The organism is Providencia sp. wls1922 (genome assembly GCF_009706505.1).
Classification (GTDB): domain Bacteria; phylum Pseudomonadota; class Gammaproteobacteria; order Enterobacterales; family Enterobacteriaceae; genus Providencia; species Providencia lanzhouensis.
The window spans coordinates 1-17,092 of record NZ_WLUG01000085.1 but is presented as its reverse complement, the minus strand read 5'-3'; the positions used below and the strand labels follow the sequence as shown (position 1 = coordinate 17,092).

14 protein-coding genes are annotated in these 17,092 nt (G+C 43.5%); 7 read left to right on the top strand and 7 right to left on the bottom strand.

The features are described from left to right. Positions 1-114: 114 nt before the first annotated feature. Genes asd through GKR71_RS09150 form a run of 3 tightly spaced genes read left to right on the top strand, consistent with a single transcriptional unit; the run spans position 115 to position 4,783 of the window. Positions 115-1,008, top strand: a complete 894-nt coding sequence (asd, locus tag GKR71_RS09160) for an archaetidylserine decarboxylase (RefSeq protein ID WP_036948913.1) — start codon at positions 115-117, stop codon at positions 1,006-1,008. A gap of 49 nt (positions 1,009-1,057) precedes the next feature. Beyond that, positions 1,058-4,399, top strand: coding sequence for a miniconductance mechanosensitive channel MscM (mscM, locus tag GKR71_RS09155; RefSeq protein WP_108478803.1), 3,342 nt, complete (start codon positions 1,058-1,060; stop codon positions 4,397-4,399). 54 nt (positions 4,400-4,453) lie between these two features. Next, positions 4,454-4,783, top strand: a complete 330-nt coding sequence (locus GKR71_RS09150) for a hypothetical protein (RefSeq protein WP_036948907.1) — start codon at positions 4,454-4,456, stop codon at positions 4,781-4,783. Positions 4,784-4,798: 15 nt separating this feature from the next. Here GKR71_RS09150 and GKR71_RS09145 read toward each other — a convergent pair whose 3' ends face one another. The 5 genes from GKR71_RS09145 to pldA all read right to left on the bottom strand — a co-directional run bounded on the left by GKR71_RS09145 (position 4,799) and on the right by pldA (position 10,508). Then, complete coding sequence (locus GKR71_RS09145; RefSeq protein ID WP_154634198.1) at positions 4,799-5,596, bottom strand: tetratricopeptide repeat protein; 798 nt, start codon at positions 5,594-5,596, stop codon at positions 4,799-4,801. Positions 5,597-5,858: 262 nt separating this feature from the next. Further along, a complete protein-coding gene (gene yigL / locus GKR71_RS09140) occupies positions 5,859-6,671 on the bottom strand; it encodes a sugar/pyridoxal phosphate phosphatase YigL (RefSeq protein ID WP_036948901.1) in 813 nt (270 codons plus the stop codon). Positions 6,672-6,690: 19 nt separating this feature from the next. After that, positions 6,691-7,686 carry a lysophospholipase L2 gene (pldB, locus tag GKR71_RS09135; RefSeq protein WP_036948896.1) on the bottom strand — a complete coding sequence of 332 codons (996 nt, stop codon included), beginning with the start codon at positions 7,684-7,686 and terminating at the stop codon, positions 6,691-6,693. A 9-nt stretch (positions 7,687-7,695) separates the two neighbouring features. Next, complete coding sequence (gene recQ, locus GKR71_RS09130) at positions 7,696-9,522, bottom strand: ATP-dependent DNA helicase RecQ (RefSeq protein ID WP_230085052.1); 1,827 nt, start codon at positions 9,520-9,522, stop codon at positions 7,696-7,698. A 92-nt stretch (positions 9,523-9,614) separates the two neighbouring features. Continuing rightward, positions 9,615-10,508, bottom strand: a complete 894-nt coding sequence (gene pldA, locus GKR71_RS09125) for a phospholipase A (protein ID WP_108478801.1) — start codon at positions 10,506-10,508, stop codon at positions 9,615-9,617. A gap of 150 nt (positions 10,509-10,658) precedes the next feature. On the opposite strand from pldA, the gene GKR71_RS09120 reads away from it, so the two are divergent. From GKR71_RS09120 to GKR71_RS09105, 4 genes are all read left to right on the top strand, one after another. Beyond that, positions 10,659-11,129: a thioesterase family protein gene (locus GKR71_RS09120; protein ID WP_108478800.1), complete on the top strand. Its 471-nt coding sequence runs from the start codon at positions 10,659-10,661 to the stop codon at positions 11,127-11,129. A gap of 167 nt (positions 11,130-11,296) precedes the next feature. Continuing rightward, positions 11,297-12,190 carry an EamA family transporter RarD gene (rarD, locus tag GKR71_RS09115; protein ID WP_036948885.1) on the top strand — a complete coding sequence of 298 codons (894 nt, stop codon included), beginning with the start codon at positions 11,297-11,299 and terminating at the stop codon, positions 12,188-12,190. A 683-nt stretch (positions 12,191-12,873) separates the two neighbouring features. Then, the gene (locus GKR71_RS09110) at positions 12,874-14,247 is read left to right on the top strand and encodes an APC family permease (RefSeq protein WP_036948882.1); all 1,374 of its coding nucleotides are present in this window, start codon (positions 12,874-12,876) and stop codon (positions 14,245-14,247) included. A gap of 96 nt (positions 14,248-14,343) precedes the next feature. Then, positions 14,344-16,065 carry an amidohydrolase gene (locus GKR71_RS09105; protein ID WP_154634197.1) on the top strand — a complete coding sequence of 574 codons (1,722 nt, stop codon included), beginning with the start codon at positions 14,344-14,346 and terminating at the stop codon, positions 16,063-16,065. Between the two features lie 111 nt (positions 16,066-16,176). Here the strand turns inward: GKR71_RS09105 and GKR71_RS09100 are convergent, their stop codons facing one another. Then, positions 16,177-16,695, bottom strand: a complete 519-nt coding sequence (locus GKR71_RS09100; RefSeq protein ID WP_154634196.1) for a hypothetical protein — start codon at positions 16,693-16,695, stop codon at positions 16,177-16,179. A gap of 180 nt (positions 16,696-16,875) precedes the next feature. Beyond that, positions 16,876-17,092 (bottom strand): hypothetical protein (locus GKR71_RS20050; protein ID WP_230085051.1); only part of this gene is annotated, 217 nt, incomplete at its 5' end.

The following is a 17,092-nucleotide window of genomic DNA, read 5'->3' as shown; positions in this document are numbered from 1 at the left end:
ATAAGTTAGTGAGCGCTCACATCTTATCTGCTTTGTGAAATAATTCGAAAGCAGATTAGTTTCAGTTACAATAGCGCCCTTTCACTAACTTACCTTTAAAATTCAGAGGTTAACGTGCTAGATAAAATCAAAATCCGCCTGCAATTTATGCTTCCTAAACAAGGACTTACTCAACTTGCAGGATGGTTTGCTAGTCGAAACGTCGGGTTTGTAACCCAATGGGCAATAAAGCTGTTCGCTAAAGCCTATAAAGTGAATATGAATGAAGCTCAAAAAAGTGAATTGACTGCATATTCAACCTTTAATGACTTCTTCATCCGTACGCTGAAAGATGGCGCGCGCCCAATTGTTGAAGCTGAACATCAACTTGCACAACCTGCGGACGGTGCCGTTAGCCAATTAGGGCCTATTGATAATGACCTAATCTTTCAGGCAAAAGGTCATAACTATACGGTTGAAGCCCTGCTTGCTGGTCAATATCAGTTAGCGGATAAATTCCGTGGTGGTGATTTTATCACAACCTATTTATCCCCAAGCGACTACCACCGCGTGCATATGCCATGTGATGGCTTATTAACAGAGATGATTTACGTCCCTGGCGATCTGTTCTCCGTTAACCCATTAACCGCAGCAAATGTGCCGAACCTATTCGCGCGTAATGAACGTTTGATCTGCGTGTTTGATACCCCATTTGGCACAATGGTGCAGATTTTAGTTGGTGCAACTATTGTAGGCAGCATTGATACGGTTTGGAGCGGTTGTGTTAACCCACAACGTGAAGGCGTGATTAAACGTTGGACGTATCCAGCACAAGGTGAAGAAGGCGCTATCTTCCTACAAAAAGGGGAAGAAATGGGTCTATTTAAACTGGGTTCTACTGTTATTAACCTGTTTGAGCCTAACAAAATTCGCTTTAATGCTTCATTGATCCCAGGCTATGCAACCCGCATGGGTGAGCTGTTGGCTGAATCAACGGATGAACAGCAACGCACTGAAACTGTTAGCTAATCATTTAAACTATAATTAAGTTATTCTATCGCTGAAGGAGCTCCTCACTGTGCGTTTGATTATCAGTTTTTTACTTAGCCTGTTAATCGTTTTTTCATCCCAAGCGGCGCCAGCCTCCGCGCAAGATGAAGCACAGATTACACAGGAGCTCAAACAGCTTGATCCAAGCAAAAACCCCAAAGATGCTGAGATTGCTCAAGCGTTACAAGGGGCATTAAGCTGGATTAATGAAGCTCGAGATGCGGACAATAAGGCAAAGTCTTACCAAGATGCTATTGATAATTTTCCTAGAATTATCAAAACAATCCGTCAAAACTTGCTCAATGAAACCGATACGCCGCCCGCTATCCCCACGAGCATTAGCTTAAGTGAACTCGAGCAGCGTATTACCCAACTCAGCAGCCAGCTACTTGATCAAGGGCGCTTGATGCAGCAAGAGCAAGACAAAGGACGCGAAATCAGCGAATCCCTGAATCTCTTGCCACAGCAGTTATCTGAAGCACGACGCCAGTTAACGGATGCCTCAACGCGATTCCAATCGCTCAATACGCCAACGACACCGTTAGCTGAAGCCCAATATACCTTAGCTCAAGCCGAAGTAAGCGCTCGCAAATCGATTGTGAACGAGCTAGAAATGGCGCAATTATCAGCCAATAACCGCCAAGAAATTTCTCGAATGGCGCTAGAGCTTGAGAAAAAGCGTTATCAGCGCCTAGAGCTTGAACTTCAGCAACTCCGTGATTTTCAAAATACCCAACGCCAGCAAAAAGCAATATTGGCGTTAGAGCATACAGAAATGTTGGCGGAACAGGGTGAATTGACCCCGTTCTTAAAAGAACAGCTCGATATCAACCGCAAAATGTCCCAAGAGTTGACCGAGCAAGCGCAGCGCATGAGCGCGATCACCACCAACCAAGCCGAAATCTCCACCAGCATTCGAAATGCTCGACAAGCACTGTCCACTATCCGTGAACAAGCCCAGTGGATCAGCAGTTCAAGTTCCTTAGGGGAAGCGCTTCGAACACAACTTTCTCGCCTTCCAGATATCCCTAAAAGCCAGCAACTTGACCGTGAAATGGCGGATTTACGTGTTCAACGGCTAAATTATGAAGATATGCTTGAGCGCTTATCCAAGCTCGATGTGTCGGTGCAAGAAAGTGCTAATGATTTAAGTCCTGCCCAGTCGCAGGTTTATCAATCACTGATGAAGACCCGCAAAGAGCTATTAACCTCTCTCATTTCGGGCTTTGATGGCGAAATGTTAGAGCTGACCAAGCTCAATGTTGCAACGGGACAATTAACTGATGCACTAAAAGAGGTGAAAGACGCCTCAAACCGTTATCTATTCTGGGTCGCTGACGTCCCGCCGATTAGCATTAATTATCCGGTACTTGTGGTTACTGACATGACCCAGCTACTTTCACTGGATACTCTCTCCCAGCTAACAGGCGCACTACAAGTGATGGTCACTAGCCAAGACTCGTTCTTATACCTGCTAGGTTCCATTATCTTAGTGATTTTCAGTGTCAGCACGCGCCGCCATTATCAAGCATTCTTAGACCGCTCGAGTCTACGCATTGGTAAAGTCACACAAGACCGTTTCTATTTAACCGTTCGTACTATTTTCTGGTCGATTATTGTCGCACTCCCCCTTCCAATGATGTGGTCTGCCATTGGTTATGGCTTACAAAGTGCATGGCAATATCCGATGGCAGCGGCGATTGGCTACGGCGTTAGCGCAACGACCCCGCTGCTCTGGCTGTTTATGATCAGTGAAACATTCTCACGCCCAACCGGGCTGTTCATTTCCCACTTTGGTTGGGATAAAGACGCGGTTAAGCGCGCAATGCGCCATTATCGATTAGCCATTTTTGTGATTGTGCCGTTAGTGATGGCAATCATCACCTTTGAACATTACAGCGAAAGAGAGTTCTCCGCGACCTTAGGGCGCCTCTGCTTCTTAGTGCTGTGCGTCGCATTAAGCCTAATTACCAACAACTTACGCCGTTCTAAAATTCCATTGTATTTGGACAGGCACGGCTCCGGTGAAAACTTAGTTAATACCGCATTATGGTGGCTCATTTTCATTGCGCCGGTGATTGCTGCATTTTTCTCCGTATTAGGTTATTTCTCAACGTCTCAAGCACTACTAGCGCGGCTCGAAACCTCTGTTGCGATTTGGTTTGTGATTCTAATTGTTTATCACACAATCCAGCGCTGGATGTCGATGCAGCGCCGCAAACTCGCCTTCGAGCGAGCAAAACAGCGCCGTGCGGAGATCTTAGCCCAGCGAGCTAAAGGGGAAGAAGACTCTCAATTACCCAATGCTAGCGGTGAAGGGAATATTGATATCGAAGAGCAGGTTCTTGACCTTGATACTATCAGTTCCCAATCAGTTGGATTGGTACGCTCCATTCTGACTATGATAGCGCTGGTCTCGTTAATCTGGCTGTGGTCCGAATTACATACCGCATTTTCATTCCTTGAAAATATTCGCCTGTGGGATGTGACCTCATCCATCAATGGAGTCGAAACCGTTCAAGCCATCACAATGGGGTCGATTTTCATCGCTATTTTGGTGATTATCGTTACTGCACAGCTCGTCAGAAACTTGCCTGCACTATTAGAACTGGCGGTTCTTCAGCATCTCGATTTAACACCGGGTACCGGTTATGCCATCAGTACCTTGACCAAGTACAGCATCACCATCATCGGAACTATTGTCGGTTTCTCAATGCTAGGGATCGACTGGTCAAAACTGCAGTGGCTTATTGCTGCAATGGGGGTCGGGCTCGGGTTTGGTTTACAAGAAATTTTCGCCAATATTATCTCTGGCTTGATGATCCTGTTTGAAAAACCGATCCGTATCGGCGATACGGTCACTATCCGTAACTTAACCGGTAGTATCACTAAGATTAATACCCGCGCCACTACCTTAACGGACTGGGATAGAAAAGAGATTATTGTGCCGAACAAGGCATTTATTACTGAACAGTTTATTAACTGGTCTCTGACCGACACCATTACCCGTATCGTGATGACCATCCCTGCTCCCGCGGATGCCGATAGCGAAAAAGTGACAGAGATTATCCTGCGCGCCGCAAAACGCTCGTCCATGATCTTGGATAACCCGAATCCTGAAGTTTATCTCGTGGACCTACAGCAAGGGATCCAAATTTTCGAGCTGCGGGTGTATGCAGGTGAAATGGGGCACCGTTTACCGGCTCGCCACGAAATCCATCAGCATATTTTAGAAGCCTTTGCAGAACAAGGAATTACATTGCCATTCCCACCGTTCCAAGCCCGTGTGGATGTGCGCAGTAATTCGATTCAAAGCGCCACAAATAACCTTTCTGGTCGAAACCCACCTCGTGGTACTGGTGAGCTATAAGTTGATTGAGGGAGCACTTGCTCCCTTATTTTCTATGGTAAAAAAGGCAGAGTAATGACCCAAGCAGTAGAAATCCAAGACGAATCCATCAAATTAAAAATTGCACAGTATGAGCGTGTAGGCTCCATTCTATTTTTTCTGATTCCATTGGTGATTTTGCTGATTGTCGGAAAGGGTTTTGCCTTTAATACGCTCTATCTGTGGCAAGGATTCAGCCTGCTGTATTTAGTGGTTTACCGTTTGAAAGTGCGCCAATTATCGACAAAGGTGCAACAACTCAGTGTACGCCGAGGATGGGGATATAATCGATTTTACCGCTTTTGCTGGGGATATTTGATTCTGTCTGTGATCGGATTAACGGGATACCTGCTGATATCCCGTTAAATTAATATTGGACGATTAGCTTTCTTCGCTATTACCGTAGGTTTTAATGTAGTTGTCAGCCAGTTTTTGCGCTTGTTTCAGCTCTTCTGCGTTCAACTGCTCTGCGATTTTTTTCTGTAAACGTTGGCTCTCTTTATTGCCACTATAAACCGCCGTAGAAAGCCATGCATACGCTTGCTGTAGGTTCTTTTTCACCCCTTTCCCTTCAGAGTACATCACCCCTAAACGGTCTTGGGAATTTGCATCACGCTGTTTTGCGGCTTTTCTGAACCAAAACACGGCTTTTTCATTATCTAATGCGACGCCACTACCAATCGAATACATTTGCCCGATTTTGAACTGTGCAATCACATTACCGCCTTGCGCTGCCTTTCTAAACCAGTATGCAGCTTTTTCCAGATCCTGTTTAACCCCTAAGCCCTGTGCATACATGGTGGCCATGTTGGTTTCTGCGCGAGTATCACCATTTTTAGCGGCTTCTTCGTACCACAGCATCGCTTTATCATAATCTCGGCGAACACCAAAACCATTTACATACATAGCACCAAGGCGGAATTGGGCATCTGAATTACCTTGATCACCAGCTTTGATAAACCATTCCGCTGCCACTTTGGAGTCTTGGGAAACGCCCTGACCTTTAAAATAACGCTCACCTAACAGGAATTGAGATGCGGGATCACCTTTTTCAGCTAACTGCGTAATTTGCTCTATCGTCGTCTGTTCACTGGCGGTCGTTGGTTTCGCCGGTGTAGCCAGTAATAATGAACTATAACAAACAGATCCTAACAACAGCGCTAACGCAATTCTTTTCATCCTAAGTAACCCTCAACAGTGCAGTATGGCAACTGGCGACACAGTAATACCCGTTATTATCGGCTGATCTGGCAGATTATACAGCCTAAACTCGCTTTTCATTTGAAGTAGTTTAAATTTACTCGTCAGAAGACAAAATAGGATAAACGCCTTAATTTAGACAAATAGCACTTTTCGTTATCATTCATGACAAAAGGCAAATAAAAAGCCAGATAGTTTTTTATTCTATCTGGCTTTCTGCTAATACACATAGCAAAAGTGATTATTTGTTGTCTAAATATTTACTTCGCAAATAACGAGCAACTGCATCATCTTGGTTAGAACCAATCACTTCCATCTGAGGTAAAGCCTCTTTCAGCAGCTGATGAGCATTCTGCATAATGCAGCCCTTGCCCGCTAACTTCAGCATCTCTTTATCATTCATGCCATCACCAAACGCGATGCAATCATGGGTTCCATAACCATGCAATGCCGTGACTTGTTTCAATGCTTCCCCTTTAGAAACAGAGCCTGCCATCACTTCAAGGCAGCTGTGTAAGGAGAAAGTAACATGCACTTTATCTTGCCAGCGACGTTGAATACGCTGTTGCAGATCGACCAGTAAATCATGATCTTCACTGGTGTAATACACTTTACAGACTTCCGAGGTTGGAAAATCGCGGTGGTCAAACAGTTGGTAATTAAATACAGACTCTTTGAAAAACTCTTTCTGCTCAGGGCTTTCACGGTTAATAAACCAATCATCACCATGGTAGTAATTGGTAAGAATTTCAGGGTGATCAAACTCCATTAAGCACAGTTCTTTCGCTATCTGCGAGTCAACGTTGTTCGCAAAAATGAGGTCACCATTGGTATTATGAATACGCGCCCCATTCGAGGTGATCATATAAGCATCAATACCCAGACCATCACGGATCTGTGCAACATCAATATGATGGCGTCCCGTCGCGAACACAAACCGGACTTCTTCGGTCGCTACAAGCTGCTTAAGTGTGTCTTTGGTATACAGAGTTAAATCATGATTGGGAGATAAAAGTGTTCCGTCCAAATCGGAAGCAACAACCGGATATTTCATACAAGATCCCTAATTATGGCTAATGCTGCTCAAAAAAATCACAAATTGCATTGAGTGCCATGGCTCTCAATGCATCTATTTCAAACAGGATTTCGTGGTGAGCCCCTTCGATAATGAGGGGTAATTTTTCTTCTCGTCCTGTTTGCGCTTTTTGCCGACTTTGACAAAAAGCTTGTAGCTCTCGATTACTGACTACCTTCTCTTCGCTCGCTTCAAGGAGCATCAGAGGGGTTTCAATCTCTCCCGCTTTCGCAACCAGCTCTTTGCCAATCGCAAAACTTTCTCGTAACCAGTGGTAAGTTGGACCACCGAGACGTAATTCAGGATAATCCGCATAGTAGCGTAAATAACGTCGATAACGCTCTTGGCTATGGGTTAACACATTGATTAAATAAGGTAATGGCTGCCATTTTCCCGTTGAAACCGCATAATCATTTCGCACACTGCGGCGCGGTTCTGCACGCTCAACAATAAAGCTCGCGAGCCAGTGGGGCATTGGTAAATTCACACCAATCATGGGAGCACACAATGCGGCAGCGTCAAATGTCACGCTATCTCGGAGCAAATACCCAGCGAGGATCGCGCCGCCCATCGAATGAGCCAACGCATAGCATTTAGGATAGTGACGATCTCTCACTTCTAAATCAATGAATTTTTCAAAATCATCAATGTAATCTGTGAATTTTTCGACATGCCCTTTTTGGGGATCCGCCAGCATACGGCCAGATCGCCCTTGCCCACGATGATCAATAATAAAAACATCGAATCCTAGATGATAAAAATCGTAGGCGACTTCAGGGTACTTAACGTAACTCTCACTGCGCCCCGGTGAGATAACCACGGCTTTATGGTGCTTTGCATGAATAAAACGTACATAGCGAATAGGAACATCATCAACACCTAAAAACTCAGCTTCTTCACGTAGTTGCCAAAAATCTAAAAGCGGACCGTTGGTAAAGGCCGAAAACTCAGTTTCTCGATTTAACCAACTGGCTTTTAGACTATCTGGCGTCATGGGGTTTCCTCATTCATAACCTTCTAGATGGTCTTGGATGAGTGTCATAAACGCCTCACCAAAACGCTCTAATTTTTTCTCACCAACCCCATTAATCAGTAATAATTCAACGGGTTTGGTCGGGCAATGCTCTGCCATTTCAATCAACGTTGCATCGTTGAAAACCACAAAAGGCGGAATGTTTTCTTCATCCGCAATGGATTTACGTAATTTACGCAATTTGGCAAACAGCTTCTTATCATAATTGCCATGGTAAATTTTGTTTTGTTGATTCCGGCTTTTGGTGACTAAAACGCGTGGAACGGCTAACTGTAATGGCATTTCACCACGCAGTATGGGTCTGGCCGCTTCCGTCAATTGTAATGCGGAAAAATGCGCGATATTTTGCGTGATCATGCCTAAATGAATTAATTGACGTAAGACGCTCACCCAATGTTCATTCGTTTGCTCTTTACCAATGCCATAAACTGGCAGTTTATCGTGCCCTAAATCGCGGATCCGTTGATTGTTAGCGCCTCGTAACACCTCAACAATATAGCCAATACCAAACCGCTGCCCAACGCGATAAATACAGGAGAGTGCTTTTTGCGCATCCATCAGCCCATCATAACGCTTTGGCGGATCAAGGCAGATATCACAGTTACCGCAAGGTTTTTGGCGGTTTTCACCAAAATAGTTTAGTAAAACTAGGCGACGACAAGTTTGCGCTTCCGCAAAGGCAGCAATCGCATTCAGTTTATGACGTTCAATATCCTGATGCATTCCCGCTGGTTTTTCTTCTAAGCATCGGCGGAGCCACGCCATATCAGCAGGATCGTAGAAGAGAATGGCTTCGGCTTCGACGCCATCACGCCCCGCTCGTCCTGTTTCTTGGTAATACGCTTCAATGTTGCGAGGAATATCAAAGTGTGCCACAAAGCGGACATTGGACTTGTTAATCCCCATTCCAAATGCCACGGTCGCAACCACAATTTGCAGATTATCTTTCTGGAATGCATCTTGCACCCAGTCACGTTGAGCGCTCTCCAAACCTGCGTGGTAGGCAGCCACACTCAAGCCACGTTTTTGCAATCTTTCCGCGGTTTCTTCAACTTTACTACGGCTATTACAGTAAACAATTCCCGATTTACCTTTCTGAGCCTTAATAAAAAACCATAATTGATCTAACGGCTTATACTTCTCGACTAAAGTATAGCGGATGTTCGGGCGATCAAAGCTGCTCACATGAACTAATGGGTCATTAAGCTCGAGTAAGCGAATAATATCAGCACGCGTGGTTTCATCTGCCGTGGCAGTCAGCGCCATCACTGGTACATTCGGTAAAGAATGGCGTAATTGACCTAACGAACGATATTCAGGGCGGAAATCGTGGCCCCATTGGGAAATACAGTGCGCTTCATCTACCGCCAGTAAGGCAATATCCCAGCCACCAATTTGCTGAATAAAGTAGTCGGTCAATAAGCGCTCTGGCGCCACATACAAAAGTTTGATTTTCCCTTGAGCGCATAATTCCATAATTTGGCGCTGCTCTAGCGGGGTTTGTGAGGAATTTAAACAAGCCGCTTCAACACCGTGTAACTTGAGTTGATCAACTTGATCCTTCATTAAGGAAATTAAAGGTGATACCACCAGCGTAATGCCTTGTTTGACCAGCGCAGGCACTTGGTAGCAGAGCGACTTTCCGCCCCCTGTTGGCATCAATACTAAGCAGTCACGACCATCGAGGATACCGCCAATGACAGCATCTTGTCCCGGACGAAAGGATTGGTAGCCGAACGTGCTGTTGAGCACATTTTCAGCTAGTGAAAGTTGATTGATAACGCAAGCGGTAGACACGAATTCCCTCTAGAGGTTGAAACAAATAGCTGCCCAAAAAGAGCAGCTATTGGCAAGATATTACCCTGAAATGACTGGGATGTCTGCCCAGATCACATGATATCGTTAAGCATCACACCGATACCAAAACGTGTTTGGCGATAGTCGTAGTCTATCATCGACTCACCATAACCGCTAAACAGTTGGGTATACAAACGCACGTGCTTCGTCATTGGATAGCTCCAGCCCAACTCCGCGTTACCATACCCAGAGTTCCAGTTATAGTGACCCGCAGCTGAAATAACGCTATCCCCAAGTGCATACCCCACTTTTACGCGGTAATAGCCGAGATATTTATTAATGTCTGGGTTGTCATCACTGCTTTCACTTTCAGGAATGCGGTACCATGGTTTTAATTCAACTTGCCAGTCACCCTTTTGCGCCATTGCTCGGGCATAAATACGGTTCCAACTACGGGATGTTGGATCAGAGCGACCATTTGATTCATGGTTAAAGCCCGTTTCGAATTCGCGTAACGTCCAGCCTGCAAATTGGTTATCAAGCGCCCAACCGACAAAAATCTGTGGTTCATAGTTGGTTTCACGAAATGGTGAAGACTCTTTCTTATTACTTAGTTGCCACCAAGAACGCTGAGTATAAGACGCCGCAAGAACCGAGTTTTCCCCCGCAATTCCACGCCAAATAGGAAACGCCAAGCTTAATTGGAATTTCACTTCATCTTTCAGTGCATCATTACCCCAATCATAACTCGCGATGGCTTTCTTATTTATCGAAGACGTATAGGTATAAATGATGTAATTGGGTTCATAAGGATACAGAACGAATGGGTTATCATAATTTTGCAGTAACCCCGAAATAATACTTCCGCGAACGGGCGTATGATTTTCAGTATCCTGCTGTGCCGGTTCGTTGGTATTGTCAGATGCAAAAAGTGAAACAGACCAGAAACAGAGCACAGAACTCAACAACATTTGTAAAGCGCGCATTTGCCATTCCTATTTCAACTGCGGTGAAAAAATTTGTCTCATTTTACACCGAAAAATGATTCACCGTTGAAAGATTATTCATTTGTTTTCTAGATATTAGCACATACATAATGTTAACTTATCATTAACATCACAGACAAGGATCCTAAAATGAATGACCGCATCTATACCTTCGAAGAAGCTAGCAAATTTATGAGCGATGCATTTATCTATAGAATGCCTTTTAATCAATTACTTGGGATTGAACTACTACAAATGACGGATGACTTAGTCCAGCTATCCGTGAAAAATCGACCTGAGCTTATTGGTAATTTCACCCAAAACATTCTCCATGGCGGTGTTATTGCATCCCTATTAGATGTGGCAGGAGGCATGGTGTGCATCAACCGGATCCTTCAACGCATTGAGCCTCTCGTTCACCAAGATATTGCCGACAAGATGTCCAAAATGGGTACGATTGATTTACGCGTTGATTATTTGCGCCCTGGGCGTGGAGAGGTTTTTATCGCGAGCGCCAGCTTACTACGCGATGGTAATAAAATCGCCGTCACCCGCAGTGAATTACATAATGAGAAAAATCAGCATATTGCTACAGCCACTGCGACTTATTTGATTGGGTAAAAAAATCTGAGCGGATGAAACAGCCTAGTAAATAATTAATAACCTCATTAACTAATAGCTTGTAAAAAAACCTGAGCAATGTCACATTAACGGCATCACACATCGAGCCTCTCACATTCTTGGCTTCGATCTCTCAGTTTGACTTTATATCAATTTCAGAGCTATTCATGAGCCAACAAAATACTACCAAAGGCGTACTATGTGCCTTAGGCGCTTATTTTATTTGGGGTGTCGCTCCCATTTATTTTAAATCAATCAAAGAAGTGCCTGCAGAAGAAATTTTGACTCACCGTATTATTTGGTCATTCTTCTTTATGCTGCTATTACTGACCATCACGCGCCATTGGAATTATTTCCGCCAAGTCTTAAAACAGCCTAAAAAGATCTTAATTTTAGGTGTAACAGCTGTGACAATTGCGTCTAACTGGCTGATTTATATCTGGGCGGTAAATAATGGGCATATGCTACAAGCCAGCTTAGGGTATTTTATCAACCCTCTGGTTAACGTATTGTTTGGCATGATATTTTTACATGAACGCTTCCGCCGAATGCAATGGGTTGCGGTCGGATTAGCACTTACCGGCGTATTAATTCAACTCTGGCAGTTTGGCTCCGTGCCAATCATTGGATTAAGCCTTGCCGTGACGTTTGCCACCTACGGTTTATTACGTAAAAAATTGGGTGTTGATGCGCAAACGGGTATGACATTTGAAACCTTATGGTTGCTACCTGTCGGCGTTATCTTTCTACTATTCTTTGCAGATAGCCCAACAAGCGACATGACAATGAACAGCTGGCATTTAAATATTCTCCTGATCGCTGCAGGGATTATTACCACAGTGCCATTGTTACTGTTTACTGAAGCCGCTAACCATTTAAGACTATCAACGTTAGGGTTCTTCCAGTATTTAGGTCCAAGCATTATGTTCTTGCTTGCCGTATTTGTGTATGGTGAGGTGATGACCCAAGAATTGTTAATTACATTTGGTTTTATCTGGGTTGCATTAATTTTATTTACTTTAGATGCTTTATATACACAGCAGAAACTCAGAAGAAAATAGAATTTAATTTTTCGTATTATGGGCATTCGTGCCCATAATATCTGTCTTAAATTAGTATTAACCCGCTTATTATATTACCCACTTAATGCACGTTTCATTTAATGGAACTGGAAAGTTTAAATTATTTAATATAATCAGCTTATTTTCATTAAAAATAATTTACCTTTTGGGTGTTTTTCTCTTGTTTGGATTAATTCTAAAATAAAAGATTTTCTTTTTATATTTCAATATATTATAAAAATTTTTATTCCTTGATTTTATCGGGAATTTGATTCATATTTAACTTACGTTAAATTTAACCTTATTTATACACCTTTCAAATATCAACCCATTGAAATAAAACAGTATATTTATTTGTTGAAATAAATGATTGCTTAATAGGAACTTGATAATTATATTGTACGCCGCTTGTATTCACCCCAGCGGATGGTAATGGTCCGATTCATTACTGACGTTTCATTAAAGTGCGCACGATGACAGTGATTTATATTCTGTCCTGGTGCGAGGTTTTCTGAAATTGAATACAAGGCGTCTATCCACATACCTAATTAAATGATTTGTGTATGTAAAAAACAAAACATGTAGTGCTATAGCTCAAGTTATATGGCTGCATTTTAGGTTCACTCGGCCTGTGTATTCAGACAGAGTTAACGTTGTTAAGGGCTTTTGGGAAGGGCTTCAAAATGCAACAGAATACCGTTCAAATGAAACGTGTACTGACCACCCCTGCGTTAGTATTTTTCGGGCTGGCCTATATGGTGCCACTCGGAATTTTTACCACCTATGGACAAGTGACTGTATTAAGTGAAGGGCATCTGCCTATCGCTTATTTAATTACGCTCGCTGCTGTCTTCTTTACCGCCATGAGCTATTGCCGTATGACCAGCGCACTCCCGCTTTCTGGGTCTGCTTATTCGTATGTGCAAAAAACCTTTGGTGGCACTCTTGGATTTCTTGTTGGTTGGGCACAACTGCTGGATTATCTATTTCTGCCGATTATTAACTACATTGCGATTGGGATCTTTGTCCACGAAGCGTTCCCGAATATCCCAATGCCAGTGATAATCTGCTCAACCATCGCTGTTGTCAGCATCATGAACATTTTGGGTATCAAATTGGTATCTTGGATGAATATGCTGATTATTCTGATGCAATTTGTCTTCATCGCCATCTTCTTATACATCTGCTTGCAAAACGCGATGGTACTGGATGTTGAAGCATTGATGGCACCGCTCACTGTGATGTCATCACAAGTGTCGGGGCTGTTTGCGGGTGCTGCGGTACTGTGCTTAGCTTTCTTGGGCTTTGATGCTATTTCAACCATGGCCGAAGAGACAAAAGACGCACGCCGTGCTTTACCTAAAGCGATTTTATATACCGTATTTATTGCGGGAGCCTTGTTTATTGCCATCTCTTACGGCGCACATTTAATGTATCCGGTATGGCAAGATTTTCTCCCTAATACGGATGTCGCCAGTATCGCGGTGATGCAGCAAGTGGGCGATAAAATGAAGTGGATCGGCGCCTCCTTGATGGCATCGAGCTTTATTACCGCTTATGTTATTGGTGTCTTTGCGTCTGCAATGACTTCGCAAGCCAGTATCGTGCGTATTTTCTATGCAATGGGTCGTGAAGGTGTGTTACCTCGCTCAATCTTCGCGTATTTGCACCCGCGCCTGAATACACCGGTCTATTCCATTATCTTTGTGGCTGTGGCTTCGTTGATGTCACTGGTGTTATCACTCAGCATGGTTGCGTCGATGATTAGCTTTGGTGCGCTGATAGCCTTTACCTTTGTGAACTTGTCAGTCATCAAACATTTCTACATCGACCGCAAAGCCTCCTTGGATAATACTAAGTTGCTCACTTGCCTGGTCATGCCATCTATTGGGGTTGTTTTAACCTTGTGGTTATGGACAAGTTTAGATGCAGAAGCCTTCACAGTCGGCTTATGCTGGCTAGCGGCAGGGGCAGGCTACCTCACGCTTCTGACTCATGGTTTTACTCGTCGTCCACCTGCTATCTCTGATGCCGAGACTGAGATGATTATCAATTAATCCTCCGGTACCTTTCGTTGATTATGGGGAAGCTTATCTTCCCCATTGTTTTTTTGGTTCTGGCTCCGTAGGAGCCCCTGATACAGACGGTTTACGATGAATAATAAAATTGCTGATGTTATTTATTTCAACGGTTATATCTATACCGCAGACAGTCAAGATAGTGTTGTCGACGCTATCGCCTTGAAAGAAGGTTATATTCTTGCAACAGGGACTTCGGATGAATTACATCAATATGTTGGTCCAGAAACTGAGAGCATCGACCTTGAAGGCAAGATGATGATGCCAGGGATCATTGATGGACATATGCACCCATTTTGGGGCGGCATTCAGCTGTTCGGCTGCCATCTTAATTACGAATCCCTGACTATCGACCAAATTTTACAGCGCGTGCAAGATCACCTAGATAAAGATCCTCGCACCGGCGAAAATGACTGGCTAAAAGTCACGGCATGGTTACGCCAAGGCATGTTACCAGCAGGTATTGATATGTACCGTGAAGACATGGACAAGCTCAATACTAAGCGCCCAGTGGTGTTGTTCTCTAATGACTGCCATACCCTCTTAGCCAACAGTCGCGCCCTCGAATTATTCGGGATCACCAAAGAGACCCCTGAGCCACCTGATGGAAAAATTGGTAAATATGAAAATGGCGAACTCAACGGAATTTTAGAAGATGCGCCTGCCATGCGTGCTGCGGATAGCATCCCGTCTATTCGTGATGAGCAAGCGGTTGAAGTGGCTGAGTTAGTCCAAAAAGTATTGAATCAGCAAGGCGTTACCATGGTGATGGATGCCCGTGTTTCTGAGCAGCAATTAAGCGCGTTCCACCAACTTCAACAACGTGGTGAACTCACTTTGCGCTTCCAAGCTGCGCGCGAAATCACACCTGATGATACCCCGAATGTGGCTGCCGTTGCGGCTGCTGTCGATAAAGCCGTGGCGTTCGCCAAAAAATGGCACCAAGCAGAGTGGACACCGACACCAGGTATCGGTCTGCGTAATATCAAAATGTTTGTGGATGGCGTGCTGCAATACCCAACCATGACCGCCTCATTATTACAGCCATACCGCGTGAACAAAGGAACTGATTCCGCCCCGAATTGGGTAGAAACCGATAACTACGGCGACCTCTATTTCACGGCTGGAATTCTGGATGAGCTACTCGAAAAAATCGCCGCAGCGGGTTACGATCCTCACTTACATACCGTCGGTGAAGGTGCCGTATCTATCGTGCTGGATGCCATTGAAAAAATGCGAGCAGCTCACCCAGAGAAAGATATCCGCCCAGGCCTTGCCCATAATGAGCTGGTTGATGCCAAAGATTATGCCCGTTTTGCACGCCTGAAAACCATTGCATGCTTATCATTCCAATGGGCTGCGCCAACACCAGAGCTGGCTGCATTCGAGAAAAACATGCTGGGTGAAACCCGCTTCCAGCAGCTAGAGCCGATCGCTAAGTTTATTGATGCAGGTGCGGTGGTTGCCTTTGGTAGTGACTGGCCAATCGATGATTTTGACGAATGGTATGACTTAAAAGTCGCCGCGACCCGCCGTGGTCGTGATATTAATGGTCAGCCAGCCCCAAGGCTGGATAACGACCGTGATATGACCGTGATCGAAGTTTTGCGTTCGGCAACGATTGATTCTGCTTATGCTCAACATCGTGAAGATGTTTTAGGATCACTTGAGGCAGGTAAATTCGCGGATATGATTGTGCTGGATCGCAATGTATTTACCATCCCAGCAGATGATATTGAAAATGTGAAAGTACTGCGCACTATTGTAGGCGGAAAAACAGTTCATATCGCGTCTTAAGTATTTAATTATCATTAATCTGATGAAGGCATAAAAATATGCCTTCATCTCAATCAATTAAGCCAGTAAGTTAAAACCAATAACTTTTTAGTCTAAAATAATAATTTAATGCTAAAAGCCTGTTATATAAACAGGAACACCAAATAGGGCTTCATGATAGAAGCTAGTGATCTCTGCACTTTTAACATGATCTGAAATGCTGACTTCCTTATTCATGCGAGCAACACCCTCAGCAATACAACTTATTGATGTGTCGAAATTATGTTGGTCGTCCAACTTTACATACTCGGACTCCCATTTGTCGTAGAGTGTTTGATTGGTTAGCGGAAGTATATTGTAATTTCTATACTTATAAATTAATTTATCGGCCTCAATTAATTTAGCTTTTATTTCATTAATCTCGTTACATTTTTCATCATATTCATTAATAAGTTCACCTCCCTCACCGGCATATTTATAATAATCCGTATAAGTATCTAAACAATTTACATTCTTATCAGGAGGCTCAGAAATTAAATAATTCCTTAATTTATTATGATTGAATTTCAATGAATCATATCTATCTTTCAATTCATTTCTTTCTTTTATCATCGAATCCAGATCTTCATACTTCTTCTTACATGCTTTCATTTATAATTTTATCCATATTGAAAGCATGACGTTCTTTATAAGAAGTCATGCTTTTATTAAAAAGCAAAAACCAGATAACAAAACATCTATTTAGCCGTTAACCAATAATGGAGTTTTGTCAATCAATTAAACCAGTAAGTTAAAACCAATAACCTCCTGATCTAAAATAATCATTTAATGCTAAAAGCCTGTTGTATAAACAGGGACACCGAATATGACTTGATAATAAGAGTTTATGGTATCTGCACTTTTAACATGATCTGAAACGCTGACTTCCATCTTCATGCTAGCACTGTTTTCAACTATACGATTTGCTGTTGTGTCAATATTGTATTGATGAGATGAGATTTTACCAAAATTCAATTTGCTATCCGAAATAAATTTGCCTTCATCGTGC